Annotated in this window: 22 protein-coding genes and 2 riboswitches; of the genes, 15 read left to right on the forward strand and 7 right to left on the reverse strand. The window is 53.6% G+C overall.

Features of this window, described 5'->3' with window-relative positions; genetic code table 11:
* Together IRJ17_RS09305 and IRJ17_RS09310 are read right to left on the reverse strand one after the other, a co-directional pair.
* Positions 1-669: a 2-hydroxy-3-keto-5-methylthiopentenyl-1-phosphate phosphatase gene (locus IRJ17_RS09305; RefSeq protein WP_122964421.1), complete on the reverse strand. Its 669-nt coding sequence runs from the start codon at positions 667-669 to the stop codon at positions 1-3.
* Positions 666-1,880 carry a 2,3-diketo-5-methylthiopentyl-1-phosphate enolase gene (locus IRJ17_RS09310; RefSeq protein ID WP_122964422.1) on the reverse strand — a complete coding sequence of 405 codons (1,215 nt, stop codon included), beginning with the start codon at positions 1,878-1,880 and terminating at the stop codon, positions 666-668. Before IRJ17_RS09310 ends, IRJ17_RS09305 begins: the two co-directional genes overlap by 4 nt.
* A gap of 168 nt (positions 1,881-2,048) precedes the next feature.
* Positions 2,049-2,150: riboswitch (SAM riboswitch) on the reverse strand.
* A gap of 200 nt (positions 2,151-2,350) precedes the next feature.
* Here IRJ17_RS09310 and IRJ17_RS09315 point away from each other — a divergent pair.
* The 9 genes from IRJ17_RS09315 (at position 2,351) to IRJ17_RS09355 (ending at position 12,873) form a co-directional block, all read left to right on the forward strand.
* Positions 2,351-2,827, forward strand: coding sequence for a sigma-70 family RNA polymerase sigma factor (locus IRJ17_RS09315; RefSeq protein WP_173596769.1), 477 nt, complete (start codon positions 2,351-2,353; stop codon positions 2,825-2,827).
* Positions 2,824-4,041: an anti-sigma factor gene (locus tag IRJ17_RS09320; protein ID WP_173596711.1), complete on the forward strand. Its 1,218-nt coding sequence runs from the start codon at positions 2,824-2,826 to the stop codon at positions 4,039-4,041. Before IRJ17_RS09315 ends, IRJ17_RS09320 begins: the two co-directional genes overlap by 4 nt.
* Positions 4,042-4,133: 92 nt before the next feature.
* Positions 4,134-4,279: riboswitch (SAM riboswitch) on the forward strand.
* Between the two features lie 149 nt (positions 4,280-4,428).
* On the forward strand, positions 4,429-5,658 hold the full coding sequence (mtnK, locus tag IRJ17_RS09325) for an S-methyl-5-thioribose kinase (protein WP_122964424.1): 1,230 nt from the start codon (positions 4,429-4,431) through the stop codon (positions 5,656-5,658).
* Entirely contained in the window at positions 5,655-6,695 is a 1,041-nt protein-coding gene (gene mtnA, locus IRJ17_RS09330) for an S-methyl-5-thioribose-1-phosphate isomerase (protein ID WP_173596712.1), read from the forward strand. Before mtnK ends, mtnA begins: the two co-directional genes overlap by 4 nt.
* Before the next feature lie 153 nt (positions 6,696-6,848).
* A complete protein-coding gene (locus IRJ17_RS09335) occupies positions 6,849-7,412 on the forward strand; it encodes a GNAT family N-acetyltransferase (RefSeq protein ID WP_242774433.1) in 564 nt (187 codons plus the stop codon).
* A gap of 97 nt (positions 7,413-7,509) precedes the next feature.
* On the forward strand, positions 7,510-9,252 hold the full coding sequence (locus tag IRJ17_RS09340) for an ABC transporter ATP-binding protein (RefSeq protein ID WP_242774435.1): 1,743 nt from the start codon (positions 7,510-7,512) through the stop codon (positions 9,250-9,252).
* A 28-nt stretch (positions 9,253-9,280) separates the two neighbouring features.
* On the forward strand, positions 9,281-11,377 hold the full coding sequence (locus IRJ17_RS09345) for an ABC transporter ATP-binding protein (RefSeq protein ID WP_242774437.1): 2,097 nt from the start codon (positions 9,281-9,283) through the stop codon (positions 11,375-11,377).
* A 32-nt stretch (positions 11,378-11,409) separates the two neighbouring features.
* Positions 11,410-12,594, forward strand: a complete 1,185-nt coding sequence (locus IRJ17_RS09350; RefSeq protein ID WP_122964429.1) for an MFS transporter — start codon at positions 11,410-11,412, stop codon at positions 12,592-12,594.
* A gap of 96 nt (positions 12,595-12,690) precedes the next feature.
* Complete coding sequence (locus tag IRJ17_RS09355; RefSeq protein WP_122964430.1) at positions 12,691-12,873, forward strand: hypothetical protein; 183 nt, start codon at positions 12,691-12,693, stop codon at positions 12,871-12,873.
* Positions 12,874-13,024: 151 nt separating this feature from the next.
* Here the strand turns inward: IRJ17_RS09355 and IRJ17_RS09360 are convergent, their stop codons facing one another.
* The 3 genes from IRJ17_RS09360 to sppA all read right to left on the reverse strand — a co-directional run bounded on the left by IRJ17_RS09360 (position 13,025) and on the right by sppA (position 15,625).
* A complete protein-coding gene (locus IRJ17_RS09360; protein ID WP_122964431.1) occupies positions 13,025-14,035 on the reverse strand; it encodes a CAP domain-containing protein in 1,011 nt (336 codons plus the stop codon).
* Positions 14,036-14,166: 131 nt separating this feature from the next.
* A complete protein-coding gene (locus IRJ17_RS09365) occupies positions 14,167-14,637 on the reverse strand; it encodes an RDD family protein (RefSeq protein WP_122964432.1) in 471 nt (156 codons plus the stop codon).
* Between the two features lie 16 nt (positions 14,638-14,653).
* Entirely contained in the window at positions 14,654-15,625 is a 972-nt protein-coding gene (gene sppA / locus IRJ17_RS09370) for a signal peptide peptidase SppA (RefSeq protein ID WP_122964433.1), read from the reverse strand.
* A gap of 184 nt (positions 15,626-15,809) precedes the next feature.
* On the opposite strand from sppA, the gene IRJ17_RS09375 reads away from it, so the two are divergent.
* Positions 15,810-16,538, forward strand: a complete 729-nt coding sequence (locus IRJ17_RS09375) for an amino acid ABC transporter ATP-binding protein (protein ID WP_083955624.1) — start codon at positions 15,810-15,812, stop codon at positions 16,536-16,538.
* Positions 16,539-16,586: 48 nt separating this feature from the next.
* Here the strand turns inward: IRJ17_RS09375 and IRJ17_RS09380 are convergent, their stop codons facing one another.
* Positions 16,587-17,288: a polysaccharide deacetylase family protein gene (locus IRJ17_RS09380; RefSeq protein WP_122964434.1), complete on the reverse strand. Its 702-nt coding sequence runs from the start codon at positions 17,286-17,288 to the stop codon at positions 16,587-16,589.
* Positions 17,289-17,429: 141 nt separating this feature from the next.
* Here IRJ17_RS09380 and IRJ17_RS09385 point away from each other — a divergent pair, with 141 nt between their 5' ends.
* Entirely contained in the window at positions 17,430-18,242 is an 813-nt protein-coding gene (locus IRJ17_RS09385; protein WP_122964435.1) for a DUF2797 domain-containing protein, read from the forward strand.
* Positions 18,243-18,299: 57 nt separating this feature from the next.
* Positions 18,300-18,473, forward strand: a complete 174-nt coding sequence (locus IRJ17_RS09390; protein WP_217022223.1) for a hypothetical protein — start codon at positions 18,300-18,302, stop codon at positions 18,471-18,473.
* Between the two features lie 75 nt (positions 18,474-18,548).
* On the opposite strand, the gene IRJ17_RS09395 is transcribed toward IRJ17_RS09390, so the two are convergent.
* A complete protein-coding gene (locus tag IRJ17_RS09395) occupies positions 18,549-19,439 on the reverse strand; it encodes a GNAT family N-acetyltransferase (protein WP_217022224.1) in 891 nt (296 codons plus the stop codon).
* A 524-nt stretch (positions 19,440-19,963) separates the two neighbouring features.
* Between IRJ17_RS09395 and IRJ17_RS09400 the strand changes: the two genes are divergently transcribed.
* From IRJ17_RS09400 to IRJ17_RS09410, 3 genes are all read left to right on the forward strand, one after another.
* Positions 19,964-20,326: an arsenate reductase family protein gene (locus IRJ17_RS09400; protein WP_122964437.1), complete on the forward strand. Its 363-nt coding sequence runs from the start codon at positions 19,964-19,966 to the stop codon at positions 20,324-20,326.
* A 3-nt stretch (positions 20,327-20,329) separates the two neighbouring features.
* Positions 20,330-21,517, forward strand: coding sequence for an aminotransferase class I/II-fold pyridoxal phosphate-dependent enzyme (locus IRJ17_RS09405; protein ID WP_122964438.1), 1,188 nt, complete (start codon positions 20,330-20,332; stop codon positions 21,515-21,517).
* 168 nt (positions 21,518-21,685) lie between these two features.
* Positions 21,686-22,234 carry a peroxiredoxin gene (locus tag IRJ17_RS09410; protein WP_063227319.1) on the forward strand — a complete coding sequence of 183 codons (549 nt, stop codon included), beginning with the start codon at positions 21,686-21,688 and terminating at the stop codon, positions 22,232-22,234.
* Positions 22,235-22,342 lie beyond the last annotated feature (108 nt).

The following is a 22,342-nucleotide window of genomic DNA, read 5'->3' on the forward strand; positions in this document are numbered from 1 at the left end:
TCAGACAACCTCCTGTTTCAGTTGCGTAAGTGTGGCGATCACGTCGTGGAAGGTGGCGAAAGTGCTGTGTGACAGCTGTAGCTCCTCGGCTTTTTGCGCGAGGAAGGAGCGGGCGATCACGAAATCGGCAATTTTGGCGCCAGCCAGGTCAGTGATGGAATCACCAATGACGACACGATAGTGAGTGGCGGGATCGTAGCGGCGAATAATGGTTGTCTTGCACATGCCACAGCCGTTTGTGCAATGCTCGTCGCAGGAATGCGGCCACGTAATCGTGATGTTCTCTCCGGAGAAGTCGCTGCCGTTGCAGTAAATCGGGACATGATCCAAATCAAACGGAGCGAGGATCGGCTTTACGAAAAAGTCGATGCCGCCGCTCGTGATCAGCAGTTCGATGCCTTCCTCGCGGCAAAAGCGGACAAAATCGGCAAAGCCGGGGCGAATGGTCGCTTCGTTCACGATGTAGTCCACAATGTTCTGGCGCAGGGAGGAGGGCAAGAGCTGAAACAGCTTGCCGACGCCTTCCTGTACGCTGATTTTTTGCGACAAAATTTGTTCGGTAAGAGCTTCCCACTCAGGGGGAGCGAATTTTTTTACAATCGCGACGATGTTGTCTTTTTCCGTAATGGTTCCGTCAAAATCGCAGAACAGCACGAGCTTTTTGCTCATCGTGCGCCACCCCATTTCTCCAGGGCTGCCGCCAGTTCAGGCGATTGGTTCGCCGCTTCTCCCAGGGTGTGTCCAGCCGTGACTGCTGCGATTGCATCGACGAACGCTTTGGCCCCTGCGGTAGCGCCGCCCGGATGTCCGTGAATGCCGCCGCCAGCATTGACGATTTGGTCCAGACCGAAATCCGCATAAAGCTGCGGGACGAGTCCCGGATGGATGCCGGCTGATGGAACCGGGAACGAGCGGCGCACGCCTTCCAGCGGAGTGGTCAAGTTGGTCGCCAGTTGCAGCGCTTCTGTTTTGTCCAGGGCGACGTTGCCGTATGGCGACGGGAACAGCACCAGGTCTGCTCCGGCAATTCGCATCAGGGTGCCGAGCAAAAGCGGAGTGGCGATCCCGTAATCAGGCGACGGATAGTAAGCGCCAGCGAGAGCGGGGTGGGCCATGATCGGGATGTTGACGTCCGGATCGGCTGCCAGGCGGTGCAAGGCATCGAAGCCAAAAGCGAGGACGTTGAACAGCAGGCAATCTGCGCCAGCTTCCACGGCACGCTTTGCTTTTTCGTTCAGCTCGTTGATCGGGCCAGTCAGGTTGGCCGCGTAGAGGACAGGCTTGCCAGTTTGCGCTTCTGTCTCCTGCGCGATCTCCTTGAAGGCGCGGATACGCTCCAAAAACGGCGCGCGATCGTCTGCGAAGAAGATTTCGTCATCTTTGACCAGATCGACGCCACCGAGCGCCTGTGCCCGGAATTGCGTCTTCAAATCTTCGAACGGAAGACCGAGGCAAGATTTGAAAATGCTCATCAACAGCGGGCGGTTTTGTGCATCCAAACGTCCGCGCAGTCCGTCAATGCCGAACTTTGGTCCGGGAAAAGCTTGTAGAAACGACTCAGGGAAAGTGATGTCCACCAGCTTGATTTTTCCGTCCATGGACAGTTTCCCGAAGATTCCGGTCAAAAGCGAAGGAATGTCGTGCGTAAAATTGCGCGTCGGGTAACTGACGGTGATCAGTCCGCGCGTCTCGCCGTTTTCCAATGTCTCAAGCGGCGTAGCGCTCACGGCTTCCCCGAGATAAGGGGCCAGCTCAGCTTGCTTCGCTGCGGGCAAATCCGTCCAGGAGCCGACCGTCATGCCAACGGCGATGGCGGCTGCTTTTTTGTGTAAGTCTTTGGCTTGCGTCAAATAAGTGACGAGGATGCGTTGATCACTCATGCTAGTCCTCCTTGGGCAGCTTGAAAAGTTTCGTGAAGCTTTCGGGCATGTAAAAAAGCCTCCCCAGAGCGGGGAGGCGGTTGTCGACTATAAAAACGTCTCGTCTCCTCTCATCTCTCGGGTCAGTAGTCGGGAAAGAAGACGCAACAATGCCGCTTCTCGTACCGACTCTTATCCGTTGGAATTAGCACCGTTTCGCTATTCAAGAAAAAAATAGCGCCGGTTGCCGGGCATCATAGGGCCAGTCCCTCAGCCAGCTCGCGATAAGAGTTATGTGGTTCACAGGCCAGTCAGCCGTGTGTGCTACACCCATGATATGACTTCTGTTGTCCGTAGTCAATCTTTGTTTTTTGCCGGAATGTGCTCTCTGTAGAGAGGGAAAAAGCGGCCGGAAGTGAAACTTTTTTCGCTAGAGGGCGTGGTACGTAAAGAAGGGATGTGGAGGCATTGGGAAAGTAGGCTTGGAGTATGTGTACCAGATGCACGTAAACGACATATACCGCTACCTTTTCCGGCTGACACGCGATACCAGGCATGCGGAGGACTTGACGCAGGAGGTTTTTTTCCGGGCGTATGCCTCCCTGGAAGACTACCGCGGCGAAAAGGTCAGGCCATGGCTGTTCAAGGTCGCTTACCACGCTTTTATCGATTGGCACCGCAAGCAAAAGCGCCGCCCGGTCGACTACATGGAAAAGATGCCGGAACGACCGGACGCATCCGCGAGCGACCCGGCGGAACTGTTGGTCGCTCAGGAATTGTGGAAAGAGGCATATGCGCATCTGGAGCAATTGCCGCCCAAGCAACGACAGGTCATTTTGCTGTCAGCCATGCAATTTTCCTACGCGGAAATGGCAGAGGTGTTGGAGATCGAACTGGCGGACGTCAAACGCTCGCTGTTTCGCGGTCGGCAAAAGATGCGGAAGCTGTGGAAGGAGGAAGGGCCATGACGCACCAAAACGGTCATGATCGCGAGCAAAAGCTGCTCGCTTATTTGAGAGGGGAACTGACAGGGGAAGAAGCAAAGCGGCTTGGCGAGGAGCTGGCAGCCGATGAGGCATGCGCAGAGCGGCTGGAGCGGCTTTTGCTGGGCGAAGAAGGAGAGCAGCAACCACGGGAACTCGACGCGCTGGACGAGGGCGGGCACAGCCAGCTTTCCGAAGCGAAGCAGAGGGCGATTGTCCGGCGGGGAAAATGGAAAAATCGCTTGCTCAGTTCCGTGTACGCTTTTGCCATCCCGTTTGTAATTGGCGTGGTATTTCTGGGCGTCAACGGATGGGTAGGGTCGTCGATGCACGATGATCTGCACCGGGTAGCGAAGGACATGGTCAATTTTACGCAGCCGGGTGTCAGCGTGGGCAGCAGCGGCGCGCAGGTGGGACTGCTGTACGGCAGCATCCAGATGGAGCTTCGCGAGCGAGTAGGGGCGGACATCAAAAACGCAGGCCGCTTTGAAAGCACCAACGTGTTGTGGAACGTCAACGCCAAGCCGCAATGGACCAACGGAGTGAGGGAGCAAAAGCTGTTTTTCCGCTATCCGCTTCAAAGCGGGCAAAAACCGGACGCAGACGAACTGGCGCATTGGCGCACGCCAGCCTGGACGACTTTGGAGAAGCTCCCCGAAGGAACCGTTGCCCAGTTGGCTGTCTCTTTTGCTGATTTTTTGACGTACGAGCAGTATTATGAGCGAATCTCCCGCTACATCAGCTCCGCCAACCAGGATACGGTCTGGTTGGCAGTGGACACCGGAGTGGAAGCCAGGCACGAAGACCAAAAAGACGGCTACCTGCTCTTGGGGCCGGGAGAAGCATGGGGATTTGCGGAGCACGAGCTGAATTACGGAGCGGCTCCGATTCAGGTCAACGGAGAAGGAAGCCGACGGATGGCAGCCTTTTTGGGGGAAATGGCCTACCTTGTCGAGCAAAAAAGCCTCGCGCGCGACATGGGACAATATTTGGTCTCGCGAAGCGATCCGCAAGTCGAGGAGCGCTATCGCTACTTGCAGGAAAAAGGCGTTCGCCTCTACGGAGCAGTCCTGACCGGACCGACGAAGGAACTGCTCAAACTCAAGGATGAGAAGTCGATTACCGCTGCCTTTGTCGGCCAAATTGACTGGTGGAACTGGGATCGCCCGGCTGCTTCCGGCACTCAGCACGTCTGGTAGGAGAGAAGCGCGGTTTGCGAAAAAAGGGTGTTGACATCGTGGAACGGCAGGTTGTATGATTCAAACTAAATCAAAACCGCATACGTTTGGATACCTTATCCAGAGAAGGTGGAGGGACTGGCCCGATGATACCCGGCAACCGACACGACGCTATTTCAACGCGAGCAGCGGCTGAAACAAAAAGCGACGTGCACGGTGCTAATTCCTGCAGAAACAAAAGTGGTCTGGAAGATAAGGGGGACATGACACGTTTATTATACGTGGCGACAGCGACCTCTTTTCTTCGGGAAAGAGGTCTTTTTTGTGCGTTTGGACACGGATTCCTGACCATTTTGTCATTCCGTTCGAGATAGAGAAAAAAACGATTTGTGAGGGGAGTAATCAATCATGGCATACCGCGCATTGACTGAGCAGGAAGCAGTAGAGTACGTAAAAGGCTTGCCGGGTCTGTTTACAGAAGGAGCAGAGCTGACCAGCCGCGAAATCGGTGACGGGAATCTGAACCTCGTGTTCGATATCCAGGAGCCGGCTACCGGAAAAAAAGTCATCGTGAAGCAAGCGTTGCCGTTTGCGAGAGTCGTGGGAGAATCATGGCCGCTGACGATTGACCGTGCCCGCATCGAGAGTGAAGCGCTCCGCATCCAGCACAAATACGTGCCTGACCTGGTGCCGGAAGTATACCACTTCGATCAGGAGCTGGCGCTGACGGTGATGGAGAACGTAGGCGACCACGTCATCATGCGCAAAGGCTTGATTGAGGGCAAGCGCTACCCGCTTTTTCCGAAGCAGATCGGACGTTTTCTCGCGCAAACCTTGTTCTACACATCCGATTTGGGGGCGCATCCGTACGACAAAAAAGCGCTAGTCGGAACATTCATAAATCCGGAATTATGCAAAATCACAGAAGATCTCGTCTTTACCGACCCGTATGAAAATGCGCCGACCAACGACTTTAACCCGCTGATCCGCAAAGAAGTAGAGGCCATCTGGAACAACAAGCCGCTCAAGCTGGAAATCGCCAAGCTGAAATTCGATTTCCTGACTCGCGCAGAAGCACTTTTGCACGGCGATTTGCACACAGGCAGCATCTTCATCACCGAGAGCAGCCTGAAAGCGATCGACCCCGAATTTGCCTACTACGGGCCGATCGGTTTTGACATCGGTGCCGTTATCGCCAACCTGCTGCTCAACTACGCCGGTCAGCACGGCTTGCAAAATGACCAAGGAGAACGCGACTCCTACCGCGAATACTTACTGGAAACGGTTGAAGATGTCTGGAACGAATTTGTTTCCCAGTTTGTCCAGCTCTGGCACAAGCAGGCTAAAGAACGCAGCGCTCATGTCGAGGGCTTGTGGCAAAGCTACGTGAAACGACTGATTCAGGATACGGCAGGCTATGCCGGATGCAAAATTTTGCGCCGTGTGATCGGCCTGGCAGGAGTGGCTGATCTGAATGCCATCGCAGACGCCGAAAAACGCGCCGAAGCAGAACGACTGGCGCTGGCGATCGGGGAAGCGCTGATTCTCGGACGCAACGACATTGAGGAATCGACAGACATCACGGACATCGTCCGCAACGTAACCGCACGCTACTATCAGGAGGCAACGACAGTATGACAACCAGTACACAAACAACGCCAGTCAAGTGGGAAGACGACGTACTCGTTTTGCTTGATCAGACGCGTTTGCCAGTAGAAACGATTTATTTGCAGCTGACGACCGCCGAACAAGTATGGGGCTCGATTCGCCGCCTGGAAGTGCGCGGAGCACCGGCAATCGGCATGGCCGCCGCCTACGGACTGTATTTGGGAATCCGCGGCAGCGAAGCGCAAACGTATGAACAGTTTTGGCAAGAGCTGAACAGCCAGGCAGACTATTTGGGAACGTCCCGGCCAACTGCTGTGAATCTGTTCTGGGCGCTTGACCGGATCAAAGCACGCGTGCAACAAAACTCCGCCTTGCCCGTTGACGAGCTGAAAAAAGCTGTGCTCGACGAAGCACTGGCGATTCAAAAAGAAGACGCAGAAGTATGTCGCACGATCGGCGAACATTTGCTGACGCTGTTGCAAGACGGCATGGGCGTGCTTACACACTGTAATCCGGGTGCGCTGGCTACTGCTGCATACGGTACGGCTACCGCTCCTTTCTATTTGGCAAAAGAACGCGGGTGGGATTTGAAAGTATACGCCGACGAGACGCGCCCCGTATTGCAAGGCGCTCGCCTGACCGCCTATGAATTGCAGCAGGCTGGGATTGACGTCACCTTGATTTGCGACAACATGGCAGCTATGGTCATGTCGCAAGGCAAAGTGCAGGCCGTTGTCGTGGGAACAGACCGTGTAGCGGCCAACGGCGACGTCGCCAACAAAATCGGCACGTATGGAGTAGCCGTTTTGGCAAAAGCGCATGGCATTCCTTTCTATGTAGCGGCGCCGCTGTCCTCTGTCGATCTGGCGACGGCGACAGGTGCGGAAATTCCGATTGAGGAACGTCCGGCAGAAGAGATCACACACGGCTTGGGCAAACAGGTAGCACCGGATGATATCAAGGTGTACAATCCGGCGTTTGACGTGACGCCAGCCCAGTACATTACCGCAATTGTGACAGAGACGGGCATTTTCAAGCCGGAAGAGATCGCGAAAAGCAAACAATAGTCCGTCGTATCAGGAGCGTCTGCCTTTTTATGGCGGGCGCTTTTTTTCAGGAATAGATCGTCTGATTCTTGCTAAATTATGGAACCAGCCGCATAATCGAGCGTAAGAAGTTGCTTGCCCGTTGAAAGCGAATGAGAAGGAGGAGCGGTTATCATGAGAACGATCCCGATTTCCGAAGAAGCATTTCTCAAACAGTTGGAGTTGTCGGATGCCAGCGAAATGTTTTGGCTCACCGATACGAACCGATCCTACCTCAAAGAGTGGCTGCCTTGGCTGAATTACACGAAGTGCGAGGATGACACGAGCTATTTCATCCAAAGAACGATTCAACAGTATGACGACAATCAAGGGATTCACTACGGAATCTGGTATAACGGACGGATGGCCGGGACTCTCGGTGTGCACAATCTGGACTGGATCAACAAGAAGACATCACTGGGCTATTGGCTTGGCGCCGGCTTTCAGGGCAAGGGGCTGATGACCAAAGCAGTGGCGGCGTATATGGATCACCTTGTTTTCGGTTCATGGAACTTGGAGAAAATCACGATTCAGGCGGCGACAGGCAATACGAAAAGCAGAGCGATCCCCGAGAGACTCGGCTTTCAACTGGAGGGAATCCTGCGGCGCAATGAGTTTTTGTATGACCATTTTGTCGACCATGCCGTGTACAGCATGTTGAAGGAAGAATGGCAGGAAAGAGCCAGACAAAAAAGGTAGATTGACAAAGAAAATTCAGTCAATTACGATGAAGGAAGCAAAAAGGGGCTGCGCGATTCGCACGCCCTTTTTTGCTCGATAAAAAGAGGTGATTAGCTTGAAGACACTCAAGGAGCTATCCTGGTTTTTTCGTGCCCACTGGAAGCGGTACACGATCGGCATAGCCTTTTTGTTTTTCATCGACATTTTGATGCTCTGGCCGCCGCGGCTGATCGGCGAGACTGTCGACGCGATGCGCAACAGCTCTTTGACTGCCCAAGACTTGACGCGGACAGTCACGATTTTGCTCGCGCTTGGGGTCGGGCTGTACGCGATGCGCTTTGCCTGGAGGTATTTGCTGAACGGCGGCGCGTTGATTTTGGAGCGAACTTTGCGAGAGCGGCTTTTCGGGCATTTGACCCGGATGACGCCGTCTTTTTACCATCGCAAGCGCAGCGGTGATTTGATGGCTGTGGCAACCAACGACATTCCCGCCATCGAGCAGACGGCGAGTACCGGAGTGCTCACGCTGGTCGATTCGTTGTTCATGACGCTTTTGACGCTCGGAGTCATGGTGACCGCGATCGACTGGAAGCTGACGCTCGCAGCTTTGATCCCGATGCCTTTTCTGGCCTGGTCGACTGCCTATTACGGCCGCTTGCTGCATGAGCGCTTTTACTTGGCGCAGGAAGCGTTCGGCGAGATGAACGATCACGTCCAGCAGTCGATTTCCGGCGTGCGGGTACTGCGGGCGTTTGTGCAGGAAAAGGAAGATATTGAAGCCTACAGAAGAGTCAGCGAGAAAACGCTGGAGCGAAACGTCAGCGTGTCGCGGATCGACGCCCTGTTCGAGCCGACAATTGCCATCATTATAGGTTTCAGCTTTTTGATCGGGCTTGGCTATGGAACATATCTCGTCTTTACGAGCGCGATTTCTTTGGGGGATCTGGTCGCCTTCAACCTGTACCTCGGGCTGTTGATCTGGCCGATGTTCGCTTTTGGCTGGCTAGTCAATGTGTTGCAGCGTGGCGGCGCGTCCCACAAGCGTCTGTCCGAGCTGCTTGTGGAGCAGCCCGATGTGCACGAGGTTGACCATCCGATTGCGGCAGAGACACCCCATACAGTAGAAGCTCGCCACTTTTCGTTCGCCTACCCGGGCAGTGACAAGCTGGCGCTGTCCGACATTACGTTTTCTTTGGGCGAAGGGGAGACGCTGGGCATTGTCGGCCGGACAGGGAGCGGGAAATCGACCTTGTGCCGCGCTCTTTTGCACCAGTATGAAATGAAAAGTCAGACGCTGTTCGTCGGAGGCGTGCCGATTGAGGAGCTGTCTTTTGATACGCTGCGGCAAAAGATCGCGTATGTGCCCCAGGAGCACTTGCTGTTCTCCCGCACGATTGCGGAAAACGTCTCGTTCGGCAAGCCGGGTGCGAGCGAGGCGGAAGTGCTGCACGCGATGCGGCTGGCGGAAATGGAGAGCGACCTGATGCAATTCCGCGAAGGATTGAAAACGATGGTCGGAGAAAAAGGCGTGACGCTCTCCGGGGGACAAAAGCAACGAATCTCGATTGCCCGCGCCCTGCTGCTCGATGCGGGCATCCTCGTCTTGGACGATTCCTTGTCGGCGGTTGACGCACGCACGGAGGAGGCGATTTTGCGCCATCTGCGCCAGGAGCGTGCCAACAAGACGACGATTATTACGGCGCATCGCCTGTCTGCCGTCCAGCATGCCGAACTGATTCTCGTGCTCGATGCGGGGCGAATTGTCGAGCGGGGAACACATGCCGAGCTGATGCAGCAAAACGGCTGGTACGCCGAGCAGTATCGCAGGCAGCAGATGGAGCAAGACGTTGCTGGATAAATCGGCATAGAGGGAGGGAGAGCGTTTCGTGAGTAAAGAAAAAAGCTGGAAGCGGCTGGTTGAATTTGCCCGGCCGTTTCAGAAACAAATATGGGGAGCGCTGTTCCTGCTTTTACTTGGAACCAGCGCGGAGCTGGCAGGCCCTTTTCTCGCCAAGGTGATGATCGACAATCACATTTTGGCGATCCAGAAGCCGTGGTATCAGCTGGAAGAACGGCCGCAAGCGTCAGCCGAAAAAGCGGTCGCCATCCAGGATCGGTATTATATGCGCGAAGATGCGCTCCAGGAGGCGGGGTTGACTCCGGAAAGCGTCCGAGGCGCAGAAATGACCGTGCTTTCCGAAGGAGCTACGTACTATTTAATGGAGGGCAAGCTCAGTGAGAATGCCCAAAATACGGAAAAGAAGTTTGCGCCAGTCGAGCCGGAAAATGGCCGGGAGCGCTTCGCGGTAACGACGGAAGCTGCTGACGGAACGGAAACGACGTTGACGGGCATCAAGCTGACAGCCGACGAAGTGCTGGCGCTGTATCAAAACGACGTGCAGCCGATCATCTGGCTGTCAGTCGGGTACGGGGCGCTGATTTTGCTGTCGGCGTGCTTCAACTACATCCAGATTTTGTGGTTGCAGACGACCGCCCAGCGCATCATTCAGCGCATGCGGATGAAGCTGTTCGTTCATTTGCAAAAGCTCCCGGTGTCCTTTTTTGACAAGACACCTGTCGGCTCGCTCGTCTCCCGCGTCAGCAACGATACCGAAGCGATCCGCGAGCTTTACGTGAGTGTGCTGGCTACTTTTGTCCAGAACGGCATTTATTTGGTCGGGATTTTGATCGCGCTGTTCGTGCTCCAGCCGCAGCTCGCTTTGTTTTGCTGTTTGACGGTTCCGCTGCTCGTCGCTTTGATTTATGTATACCAAAAATACAGCTCGCGCTACTATGCGGTGATTCGGGCGAAGCTGGGCGACATGAATGCCACTATTAATGAAATGATTCAAAACATGACGATTGTCCAGGCGTTTCGCCGCGAAAAAGGCGTGCAGGAAGAGTTCGCGCAGGTGAATGAGAGCTACTTCAAGATGCGGATGAAGGAGATCAACCTGGAATCTCTTTTGCTGCGGCCTGCCGTCGACTTGATCTGGAAAATCGCCCTGACGGTGATCATCTGGTATTACGGTTCTGCGTCTTTTCACAGTGTCATCTCGTTTGGGGCGCTGTTCGCCTTTGTCGATTACATGGGACGTTTTTTCGAGCCGATCAACATGATCATGAATCGTCTGTCGCAAATGCAGCAGGCAACGATCGCCGCGGCTCGCGTGTTCGATATATTGGATACGGCGCCGGAAACGGAGCAGGCCGGCAAGCAAATCGAGCGGCCGCGCGGGGAAGTCGTTTTCGACCAAGTATCCTTCGCTTACAACGAGGATGACTACGTGCTCAAAAACGTCTCGTTCACGGCAAAGCCTGGTCAGACGATTGCGCTTGTCGGTCATACCGGATCGGGAAAAAGCTCGCTGATGAATCTGCTGCTCGGTTTTTATCCGGTGACAAAAGGAAGCATTTTGATTGACGGGCAAAACATGCGCGAGATCGATACGCATTCGTTGCGCAGCCACGTAGGGCTTGTGCTGCAAGATCCGTTTTTGTTTACGGGAACGATCGGCTTCAACATTCGCATGTACGACGACACGATCTCGGATGAAGATGTCGTGCAGGCAGCCAAGGCGGTGCGGGCTGATGAATTTATTACCCGCCTGCCGAACGGCTACGAGGAACCAGTCGTGGAGCGCGGGATGACGCTGTCAGCTGGTCAGCGGCAACTCATCTCTTTTGCCCGCGCGCTGGCTGCCGATCCGGCCATTCTGATTCTCGACGAGGCGACCGCCAGTATCGACAGCGAAACAGAGCTGGCGATCCAGGAAGCTTTGCACGTCCTGTCGCGTGGACGTACGACGTTTATCATTGCCCATCGGCTTTCGACGATTCAGCATGCCGACCAGATTCTCGTCCTCTCCCGGGGAGAAATTGTGGAGCGGGGCAATCACGAGGAACTGATGGCGCAGGATGGACTGTATCAAAAAATGTACCAGCTTCAACAGGGCAGTGTTTCTGTTAAACTGGGTGGATAGAGGTTTTTTGGAGAGAAAGGAGCTTCAACACCATGTCTTCATCGCGCTACACCTTCTGGGTGTTGATTTTGGTGGTAGCCATAGCGGGACTGAGCCAAGGGTTGAGCATTCCGTTGTTGGCTGTGCTGTTGGAAAAGCAGGGCGTGTCATCTGTCATGAACGGACTGAACGCCGCCGCCCTGTACATCGGGATGGTATTGGTTTCGCCCTTGCTGGAAATTCCGCTCCGGCGGATTGGTTACCGATCCACGATTTTGTGGGGGATGCTGCTGCTTACCGTCGCGACAGGGCTGATTCCGCTGTTCAGCCATCTGGCCGTGTGGTTCGTGCTCAGGATGCTGATGGGGATCGGGGATACCAGCTTGCACTATTCGAGTCAAATGTGGGTAACGAAGATCGCTTCGCCGCAAACGCGCGGGCGCGACTTGTCCCTGTACGGTTTGGCGTACGGAGTGGGCTTCAGTATCGGGCCGCTGGGCTTGAATCTGTTGCCACTGGGGCTGTGGGTGCCTTTTGGCGTGCTGCTGTTTTTGTACGCCATCGCTTTTTTGCTCATCTTGCGGATTCAAAACGAGTTTCCCGAAGCGATTGTGCAGGCGGAAAAGAAACAGAACAAGTACGCCACGGTTTTGCGCATCGGCTGGCTGTCCCTGATTCCTTCCTTCTTGTACGGATTCATGGAGACTTCTTTGAACGGCAGCTTCCCGGTCTACGCGCTGCGTACCGGGCTGTCGATTGAATGGGTATCGCTTATTCTCCCGGCGTTTGTGGTAGGCAGCATCATTTTGCAAATGCCGCTTGGCACTTTGAGCGATCGGATCGGCCGCAGGCAAGTCATGCTCGCTTGCGCCATCGTCGGCGGAGTTGCTTTTTTCCTGTTCCCGCTCGCCGGGGAAAACGTTTGGCTGATGATGCTTTTGCTGGCGATTGCCGGAGCAGCAGTCGGTTCATTTTATTCGCTCGGTTTGGCCTATTCCGCCGATATTTTGCCGGCGGCGATGGTGCCAACCGCAGGGATCATTGCCGGAATCAATTTCGGCGTGGCGAGCATTCTCGCGCCGAATGTCAACGGCGTGCTCATGGAGTGGTGGGAGCCGTGGACGATGTTTTGGGTAATGGGGGCGCTGCTGGTTGTTTTTGCCGCAGCCTGCCTGTTTGCGAAAAACAGCAAGTCGCAAGATACACAATGCTCGTTGCCTTTGCAAAAACAAGGGTGACAGGGGGCAAGCCAGATCGCCATTTCTCGTGTTTGTTCGAGGGATGGTTTTTTTCTGCGGGAAAAAAGCATAAACGGGCGCAGGGGAGGGAAGCGTATGAATAAAGTAGAAATGCTTGTGGAAGGGGTTGACCCGATGCTGACTCCGTGCATATTCAAGCGGGGACTCGTCTGGATTTTGTTTTTCGTTCTCAGTCTGGTCGTTATCCCGTTCTTTTCTGACGAGGGCCAGACACCGCCCGCGAATCCTCCTGCTGCGAACGCTGCTGCCCAGCCGTAATGGCGGGGAACGATTTGGTGCAGCAAAGACAGCTGCGACTATGCTTGTAGACACGCTCGGTTACATGAACTTTGGGGCAGGACGTCGCGACGTTTTGCCCACAAAAAACACGCCAGGTCAGTCCTTGGCGTGTTTTTCTTGGCTATAGCGTTTATTTGGTGACGAAGTTTTGCGTGTAGAACGGCTGACCGGCTTTGATCACGACACCGACGCCCAATTGCTTGTAGTTTTGATTCAAAAGATTTTGGCGATGCCCGGAGGAGTTCATCCAGCCCATGTGGACTTCAATGCCGTCCAACTGGCCGTAGGCGATATTCTCTCCCGCATAGCTGTAGCGAATGCCCGCTTTTTTCAGGCGGTCAAACGGGCTTCCGGTCGTCGGCGAATTGTGGCTGAAATAATTATGCTGCGCCATGTCGTTGCTGTGCGCACGGGCGACGACTGCTACCTGCTCGTCCCACGTCAGGACAGGCAGCTTGGCACGCTGCCGCGCTACGTTCAGCAAGTCAAAATTTTCTTTCTCATAGGCGATTGCCACTTGCTTGATTTGCGCATCCGTCAGCTTGGGTGCAGCGGGCAATTCCGTGTACACAATCGGATACATCAAGCCCATGGCAATAGTGGCAAAGTGCTCGGGCGTAGAGATGCGGACACCTGCGACCTTGTTTCCGCCCAATTGGTCGATGGAAAAGGTGAATACCTGATTGTTTTGCATATAGGTCGGATGGCTAAGCGTATTTTCCTGAATGCGCAAGCCAGACGTGATCGGCAAAGTGCTTTTCGGCGCTCCCCACGCATCTTGCAAAGCTTTCGTGGTCGAACCGATGGTCACTCCCCCGACGTTTACATTCGCTCCGTTGGAAAACAGCGTGACGGCTTTGCCATTCTGGATGCCTACTTGTATGTAATGGTTCAAATCCCGATTGTAAATCCACCATTCCACTCCTGTGTGGCTCGGGTCTTTGCGTGCTGGCTTGCCCAGCTTTTGCTCGACTTGCGCGGCAGTCATTCCGAGCGCAATCCCGTAGGTCGACACGGATTTGACGGCAGCTTGCTGGGTGGAGACAGGGGAAGCCGCTGTCACAAAAGTGGGCTGCAGCTGACCCAACAGCGCCAGGGAAAGGCCAAAGGCGAGGATGCTGGCTACTTTTTTCTTGTTCATCTGTCTACCTCCTCGGATGGAAAAGCTTTGGTTGATACAAGTATCGGTGTATGCACAGGCGAAAAACAGAGGCTAAGGATGCAATTTATGTCGAAAAAAGGAACAAGCCCCACTGCAAGAGTGGAGGCTTGTCATTTGCGATCCCATATGACGTACGTTTTGGCGAGCAAGTCGTGCCAGCCCTGCTTTTGCGGATTCCAGCCCACCCACATGTAGCCGATGCAAAAGACGAGCGAGGAAAGCAGCTTGCCAAGCACCTCGCGCAAAATGACTTGTCCGCCAGTCAGCCTGCCGCGAGCGTGCCTGGCGCTGATGACGCGGATGCCGATAATTTGCTTGCCCAGCGTCTGACCTGTCCACCATGTCAAAAGAACTAAATAAAGCAGACCGAACAGCGCTTCCAACAGATCGATCAGCGAAAGAAAGTCGCCGGATACGCCGAGATTGCGGCGAAGCGGATTGAAAACCAGCATGCTCACGCCAACCAAAAACAGCGAGTCCAAGAGAGTAGCAGCTACCCGAATCCAAAAGCCTGCAAACTGATGCTCGCGCGGCGGCTCCTGACTGTTTTCCAAAGCTTGAATGGCATCTGGATCGCTCATTCGTTTCACTCCTTTATCAAAACGAAGGGATAAATTGGTACAACAGTCGGGGAGAGCTTTGGCGCTGCAAAATGTTCCCGATTCCAAGCGGGTCCGGATTGGACCAATGCTGCTTCAAGCTGAACAGCAGCTTGCTGATGGAGAGCTGGTCACTGTAGCGCACGACCATGGCATCTTGCTCCCCGGAGAGGGAGAGAGCATGCCGGGTCGCTTCTTCCAAATCGCCGAACTCATCGATCAGCCCGAGCTTTTTGGCTTGCTCGCCGGAATACACCCGTCCATCGGCAATTTCCAGCACGCGCTGGCGCGAGAGATTGCGGCCTTTTGCAATCACGTCGACGAACTTGCCGTAGCTTTCATTCACCAGCGACTGAAAAATTTGCCGCTCAGGCTCGGTCAAAGGACGCGCCGGACTGCCGATATCCTTGTACCGCCCGCTTTTGATCGCAAACTGCTTGACTCCCAGCTTGGCAGCCGCTTCGCTGTAGTTCACCAGCGAGAAGATGACGCCTAGACTTCCGGTCAATGTATTCGGATTGGCGAAAATCGAATCTCCAGCCGTCGCCAAATAATACCCGCCTGACGCGGCTGTGGAGCCCATGCTGACGACAATCGGAATATCGCGGAGCTGTTTGAGCCGCAAAAGACGGGTGTGCAGCTCATCGGTAGCGACAACCTCGCCGCCGGGACTGTCGATCCTGAGCACCAACGCCTTGACCAGCTCATCTTCCTCGACTCTCCGCAACTGTTCGGCGAGCAGCTCCGCCATGGAGGGCATCCCGGTTGCGTTTGGCTCCCCGGAAATGACGCCGTTTACGAACAACTGCACGATCTTGCTGCTGCCTGAGCCGTACACAATATTTTCTTCCCAGGCAAATCCGGGATTGTCGGCCAGCTCTTCATACCCTCCAGCCAAGCCTTCCACGGTAATGCCTGCGAAAAAGACAACCAGCACGATCAGGAGGGCGACCCATTTTTTACGATGCATGAAAACCACCTCCCCTTTAGGATGAGCAGCGAAGGGAATCATTACGCTGGGACGGGCGTTGGAAAAATGCGGATTGCCGGGAATATCGAAAAGAAGTAAGAGTATTCATGCAATTGCTTCTATATTGCGGTACAATATGATTGTGGAATACAGCGAACGCAGCAACTGCAATAGGGGGATGACAATGATCATACAAGTGACTGATTTGACCAAAAGCTACGGAGAGCTTCAGGTTTTGAAAGGAATTACGACACAGGTGGCGGAAAAGGAGGTCGTGTGCATCATCGGGCCGTCCGGGTCGGGCAAAAGCACCTTTTTGCGCTGTCTGAACCAGCTGGAGCCATTGACCAGCGGAAGAGTCGTCATCAACGGTCACGACTTGTCGGACCCCAAGACAGACATCAACAAAGTCAGGGAAGAAGTAGGCATGGTTTTCCAACGCTTTAACCTGTTTCCGCATAAAACGGTTTTGGAAAATGTCATGCTCGCTCCGATCAAGGTCAGAAAGCTCGCACATGAGGAAGCTCGCAAGCAAGGACTGGCATTGCTGGAAAAGGTGGGGCTGCAGGACAAGGCAGACGTTTATCCGGAGCGGCTGTCCGGGGGGCAGATGCAGCGGGTCGCCATCGCCAGAGCGCTTGCGATGAATCCAAAAGTGATGCTGTTTGACGAGCCGACTTCCGCGCTTGACCCGGAGCTGGTAGGAGAAGTGCTGGCCGTGATGAAAAGCTTGGCCAAGGAAGGAATGACCATGGTGGTAGTCACGCATGAGATGGGATTTGCCAAAGAAGTGGGCGACCGCATCATTTTCATGGATCAGGGCATTATCATGGCTGAAGGAAGTCCCAAAGAGTTTTTTGACAACACCAGCCATGAACGCCTGCGTTCTTTCCTGGGAAAAGTGCTTGCTTAAAAGCAACGGCACCTGCTGCATCGCCGCAAGCGATCGCGACGGTGCCTTTTACTTGGACGCGTCGAGCAGCTGAGAGACCGTGACAAAGCGATAGCCTTGCGCGCGCAGATCACTGATCAATTCTTGCAGGGCAGCCACCGTCTGCTTTTGGTTCAGGCCACCATCGTGAAACAAAATGATATCGCCGGACGAGACGTTGCTTTTCACGCTTTTGGCAATGACCGAGGCGGTTCTCGCCAGTGACCAGTCTCTGGGATCGACAGACCAGTGGATGATGTCGTAGCCGCTTGCCTGAACCGCGTTCATGACGTCGTGGGTCATGACGCCGCCAGCCGGACGATAATATTGGGCGAGAATGCCAGTAGTTTTCAGGATGGAGCGTTCAGCGTGCTTGAGATCCTCGTACACCTCGTGCTCCGTCAGTTTATTCAGGTCAAAATGATGATAGCCGTGGTTGCCGATTTCGTGTCCGGCTTTGTAAATCCATTGGAGCACTTTCGGATGCTTGTCTACCTGGGAGCCAAGGACGAAAAAGGTAGCTTGCACCCCGTTTTTGTGGAGCACTTCCAAAATTTTCGGAGTATAGGTAGCGTCCGGGCCGTCATCAAAGGTCAGGGCGACTACCTTTTTGTTCGTGTCGATGCGGTGAATCGGCTCATAGGAAGGGAGCAGTTCCTTCGCAAAAGCAGGAGTGCTCCCGAAGCCGAGCAGGCAGACGATCAGCAATGCAACGAGCGAGCCGCGGCTCATGGCGGATGCCTCCTTTTTACTGAAGATGCTTCTAGGTTCACCCATGCTGGAGAAAACATGCTGCCAAAAGAAAACAGCGCCCGGCGCAGACAGACAATATGGTAAAATGAAAGAACTGTAATGGGGAGAGGAGAGAATGAAGTGGAACTCCGCGGTATCCTGCATGGGCTGACCCATGACTATCATGGAAAAGACAAGCCTGTCGACTATTATTTGAACATCGGGGAAGAACGCATGCCCTTGAACGAATGGCTGGGCAGTGAACTGTCCATTGCTTTTTTGGGGCAAAAAAATTGCATCGCCTGTGGGCGGAAGACGAACAAAACATTCAACAGCGGGTACTGCTACCCCTGTTTTACCAAACTGCCGGAAAATGACTTGTGCATCGTCAAGCCGCACGAATGTCATTTTGACCAGGGAACGTGCCGGGATGAAAGCTTCGGCGAACAGTATTGCATGATCCCGCATTACGTCTATCTGGCAGTTTCCAGCGACATCAAGGTCGGGCTGACGCGCAAGCACAATCAGCTCAAACGTTGGGTGGATCAGGGAGCGATTCGGGCGATTCCGATTGCGGAAGTGCCGACACGCCGGATGGCAGGCGAGCTGGAGTATCACCTGAGCCAATTTTTGCCGGACAAGACCAACTGGCGAAAAATGCTCAAGGGCGACGTCAAGGAAATCGACCTGATTGCGATGCGCGATGAAGTGTACAGCCATTTTCCCGAACCGTTCAAAGCTTTCCAATATAGAGAAGACGAATGGGTGGACATTACATACCCGATTTTGGAATCGCTGGACAAAATCAACTCGAAAACGTTGGACAAAGAAGAACAGCTCGGCGGACGACTGATTGGCGTTAAAGCGCAGTACCTGATTTTCGAAAACGGCGTGTTCCAGGTGAGAAAGCACGCCGGCTATCAGGTGGAAATCAAAACGGCTCATTCTGCATAAGTTCGCGCAAACTCCTCACACTGAAAAAGCAAGCCGATGAGCGAGGAGGAAGCGGGCATGGAACAGAAAATCGAGTATACGCAGCCGCTGACCGGAACGTTGGCTGAAGCGGTGGAAACGCAGAATGCAAAGCAGTTGGGGGTTCCTTATTCGCCGCTTGCCAACATGTGGCAGGTAAACCCCGGGAATGAAGCGGTGGAGAATGAAGAGAGCGAAGATGCTTCTTCATGAACAAAAAACAAGCCTCCAGCCCACGAGCTCGTGTGGGGTTGGAGGTTTGTTTGCATCTACTCCCGAAGCGGAGGCTCAGGCATGCGATGTCAGCGGGAACAAGAAATGCTCCGGTAGCTCTGGAAGCGATGGCCGGACGAACAAGGTGTCATCCGTCTCGGTGATCAGCTCAGCCTGGATGTGTTCATTGTCGCTCTCAGGCATGAAGTGAAACTGGATGACGTTCGTTTCATTAGTCAGCAAATGCCCGATGATCCGCTCTGGATCGACTGCTCTTTTGCTTACGATGTCAAAGACATGCAACTGGTCGTCTTCGCGCTCGAACAAGACAATGACGTCTTCCTGCTCGATGTAATAGAGCGAATCGGGAAAGACGAGCAAAAAATAAAACAGGGACAAATGCTCGCTTGCTTGCACACCCCAGCGCGTCGATACCGGAACGCGGCTGGCCGCAAATTCCTTCATTAAGGCAAAATCATCTGCACTGTCGACATCAAGCTTGCGCAGAGCGGATTTGGAAGGGACAGTCGCTTTTACGCGGGATGCCGGCAAGCTGAACCGGCTTTCCTGAACCTTTTGAAAACCGAACTTGGGATAAAAGTCGAGCACGGACGGATTGGCGAACAAGTACAGAAAATCATAGTCCTGTTCGTACTTGGTAATGACGTGGTTCGTCAGCTTTGCTGCCAGCCCTTGCTGACGGTAATCGGGATGCGTCATCACCGTCCCTAGTTGCAGTGCCTGATAAGTTCTGCCGTTGGAAGTCACGATCATTTTATTGACGGAAACATTCGCGATGACTTTTTCTCCGTCCACGTAGGAATAGCAGATGTAATCGTCATTCCAGCAGCCTCTCGTGTACCATTCGTGAAAATCAAGCTCGAATACTTGCTTTGCCAGCTCGTTAAAGCTTTCTTTATAGGTTTGATTGTGCTTGTAGTCACTGATCAGTTGATACTCACGCATTTTGCAGTCCTCCTTTTTGTCTCAAGCCCTGTCATTGTTGCAGCAGCAATGTTTTGTAGCCATCACCTCCTTTCACCAGAGCAAATTCTGCATAAAAAAGACCACAAGAAGAAAAATCTCCTCGTGGTCCCGTTTCCAGATATAGGTATACTTCAAACGCCTGCTCCAAAGTAAACAATAGGGCGGATGAACAACGCTGGAATCTGGTTTTGATCAGATTGGATGTCTTCTTAATCGCTGTTGGAAAAAGGGAATACAAAAGAAACGGAGGGCATGCCCTTCATTTGACCTTTTTCCGTATAAAATTCATTGGAATTTTATTTAGCGATTAATAAGTTTCATCATATTCTGCCAAAACCCCATTTCCTAACAATTAACAGTTTCTCTTCACTATAGCATTGATTTTATTTGATGGCAAAATCATATTTAATCGGTGGTGTTGCTTGCAAACGTTGTGTTCTTTGTTGGTATTCTCTTACAATAAATAGGAAGACGATTATGAATGAAAAGCGAGGAAGACGCCCATGACGACGAAAGCTTATTTGTACAGCAAATGTGATACATGCCGCAAAGCGAAAAAATGGCTCACCGAGCAAAATGTCAGTTTCGAGGAAGTGCCTATTGTCGACTCGCCGCCATCGAAAGAAGAGCTGCGCCAGATTTGGCAAACGAGCGGCCTTGATCTGCGCAAGTTTTTCAATGTCAGCGGCGTGCAATACCGCGAGCTTGGCTTGAAGGACAAGCTGCCGACGATGACGGACGAGGAAATGCTTGAATTGCTGGCTTCAAACGGCAAGCTGATCAAGCGCCCGCTGATCGCGAGCGACAACACCGTTACATTGGGCTTCAAGGAAGACGAGTTGCAAAAGGCTTGGGGAGGCAAATAGGAAATGCGCCAACCGTCGAAGAGACTGGAAAAGTTGTCTGCCGCTATTTTTTCGGAGATGGCTGCCCGTAAAAAGGAAGTTGCCCGAAAACGGACCGTGTACGATTTGAGCATCGGCAGTCCTGACCAAGCGCCGGAGGACCAGCTGCTGCATACGCTTCTCGATGCTGCGCGGCAGCCGGGCGCGTTTGGCTACGCTTTGAGCGAAGGAACAGCTGCTTTTCGCGAAGAGGTGGCCCGCTGGTACCGATTCCGCTTCGGCGTCGAGCTGTCGCCGGACGGAGAAATTCATTCCTTGATGGGCTCGCAGGATGGGCTGGCGCACTTTGCTCTGGCCTGGACCGATCCGGGCGACATCGTGCTCGTGCCCGACCCTGGCTATCCGATTTACGAAGGAAGCGTGCATTTGGCGGGGGCGATCCCGTACCGGATGCCGCTGCGCGCAGAAAACGGCTTTTTGCCCAAGCTTGACGATATCCCGGAGGAGATCGCGGCACGGGCGAAGTTCATGATTTTGAACTATCCGAACAATCCGGTATCGGCTGTCGCCACGATCGCTTTTTTCGAAGAGGTGGTAGCTTTTGCGAAGCGTCACGACATCATCGTCGTGCATGATTTGGCGTACTCGGAAATGGCTTTTGACGGCTATCGGCCGCCGAGCTTTTTGCAGGCGGCGGGGGCCAAAGAGGTCGGGATCGAGTTCAACTCGTTTTCTAAAAGCTTTAACATGGCAGGCTGCCGGGTTGCTTATGTAGTCGGAAACAGCGAGATCATCAAGCCGCTTGCGATCGTCAAGTCCAATGTCGACTACGGCGTCTTTTTGCCTGTCCAGCAAATGGCGGTGGAAGCGCTGCGGATGGATCGGGAGTCAGGCGGCGCCAATCAAGTCGGACCGATTTACGAGGAACGCCGCGATGTCCTGCTGGCTGCCCTGGCAGAAGCGGGCTGGAACATCACTCCGCCGAAAGCGACCATGTTCGTCTGGGCTCCTGTCCCTGCAGGCTGGACATCCCGCGAGTTTGCGATTGCCTTGCTGGAGGAGGCAGGCGTGGTCGTGATCCCGGGCAGTGCTTTTGGCGACGAAGGCGAGGGCTACGTCAGGATCGCGCTTGTACAAGAACCGGAAATTTTGCGCCAAGCTGCGCGCTCTGTGGCCGACTCGGGCATTTTGAGCAGAAAAGCGGGCGAATAAGCGGCAGGTCAAACGGTTAATCTAGTTTTTGGGCATGGAAAAGTTACAGCTATAAATGAAAAACAATTACAGGTTGAAATCATTCCTACATTGTATTGACTATAAAGTGGCTCGTTTGTTATCATGAAATAGGTAGGCAAGAACACATTCCTAAGGAGGTTTTACATAATGGCTCAACGTTTGATTGGACTCCCGGCTCCTGACTTTACATTGGAAACAGCTTTGGGTAACGGAAAAGATTTTGGCAAGGTTTCCTTGTCTGACTACCGTGGAAAATGGCTGGTACTGTTCTTCTATCCACTCGATTTCACATTCGTTTGCCCAACTGAAATCATCTCCATGAGCGATGCTATCGAAGACTTCAAAGACCTCGATGCAGAAATTCTCGGTGTATCCGTAGACTCCGTTCACTCCCACCGCGCTTGGATCAACACTCCTCGCGACCAAAACGGTCTGGGTGGCTTGAACTACCCGCTGGCTGCTGACTTCCTGAAAACAACAGCTCGTGACTACGGCGTACTGGATGAAGAAGGCGGCCAAGCTCACCGCGGCCTGTTCATCATCGATCCAGAAGGCATCCTGAAATATCAAGTAGTAACTGACCTGAACGTAGGTCGTTCCGTTGACGAAACACTGCGCGTGCTGCAAGCACTGCAATCTGGCGGTCTGTGCCCAGCTAACTGGCGCCCAGGTCAAGCTCAACTGTCTGCGAAATAATTTTTGCCTGAACGAACAGGCTGTAAAAGGGTCTAACTTCTTGCTGTTAGACCCTTTTTTTAGCATATAATCCACTTTAGATAGACGAAGCTGAGTAAAAAGGGGATG

Origin of the sequence: Brevibacillus parabrevis (assembly GCF_022701015.1) — a bacterium.
Taxonomy (GTDB): Bacteria; Bacillota; Bacilli; order Brevibacillales; family Brevibacillaceae; genus Brevibacillus; species Brevibacillus parabrevis.

Coding starts and splice junctions, on each gene's coding strand:
- IRJ17_RS09320 (WP_173596711.1), top strand. CDS start 2,824: ATGACGCACCAAAACGGTCATGATCGCGAGCAAAAGCTGCTCGCTTAT.
- IRJ17_RS09410 (WP_063227319.1), top strand. CDS start 21,686: ATGGCTCAACGTTTGATTGGACTCCCGGCTCCTGACTTTACATTGGAA.
- IRJ17_RS09305 (WP_122964421.1), bottom strand. CDS start 669: ATGAGCAAAAAGCTCGTGCTGTTCTGCGATTTTGACGGAACCATTACG.
- IRJ17_RS09355 (WP_122964430.1), top strand. CDS start 12,691: ATGAATAAAGTAGAAATGCTTGTGGAAGGGGTTGACCCGATGCTGACT.
- mtnK (WP_122964424.1), top strand. CDS start 4,429: ATGGCATACCGCGCATTGACTGAGCAGGAAGCAGTAGAGTACGTAAAA.
- IRJ17_RS09365 (WP_122964432.1), bottom strand. CDS start 14,637: ATGAGCGATCCAGATGCCATTCAAGCTTTGGAAAACAGTCAGGAGCCG.
- IRJ17_RS09390 (WP_217022223.1), top strand. CDS start 18,300: ATGGAACAGAAAATCGAGTATACGCAGCCGCTGACCGGAACGTTGGCT.
- IRJ17_RS09400 (WP_122964437.1), top strand. CDS start 19,964: ATGACGACGAAAGCTTATTTGTACAGCAAATGTGATACATGCCGCAAA.
- mtnA (WP_173596712.1), top strand. CDS start 5,655: ATGACAACCAGTACACAAACAACGCCAGTCAAGTGGGAAGACGACGTA.
- IRJ17_RS09380 (WP_122964434.1), bottom strand. CDS start 17,288: ATGAGCCGCGGCTCGCTCGTTGCATTGCTGATCGTCTGCCTGCTCGGC.
- IRJ17_RS09335 (WP_242774433.1), top strand. CDS start 6,849: ATGAGAACGATCCCGATTTCCGAAGAAGCATTTCTCAAACAGTTGGAG.
- IRJ17_RS09310 (WP_122964422.1), bottom strand. CDS start 1,880: ATGAGTGATCAACGCATCCTCGTCACTTATTTGACGCAAGCCAAAGAC.
- IRJ17_RS09350 (WP_122964429.1), top strand. CDS start 11,410: ATGTCTTCATCGCGCTACACCTTCTGGGTGTTGATTTTGGTGGTAGCC.
- sppA (WP_122964433.1), bottom strand. CDS start 15,625: ATGCATCGTAAAAAATGGGTCGCCCTCCTGATCGTGCTGGTTGTCTTT.
- IRJ17_RS09405 (WP_122964438.1), top strand. CDS start 20,330: ATGCGCCAACCGTCGAAGAGACTGGAAAAGTTGTCTGCCGCTATTTTT.
- IRJ17_RS09360 (WP_122964431.1), bottom strand. CDS start 14,035: ATGAACAAGAAAAAAGTAGCCAGCATCCTCGCCTTTGGCCTTTCCCTG.
- IRJ17_RS09395 (WP_217022224.1), bottom strand. CDS start 19,439: ATGCGTGAGTATCAACTGATCAGTGACTACAAGCACAATCAAACCTAT.
- IRJ17_RS09375 (WP_083955624.1), top strand. CDS start 15,810: ATGATCATACAAGTGACTGATTTGACCAAAAGCTACGGAGAGCTTCAG.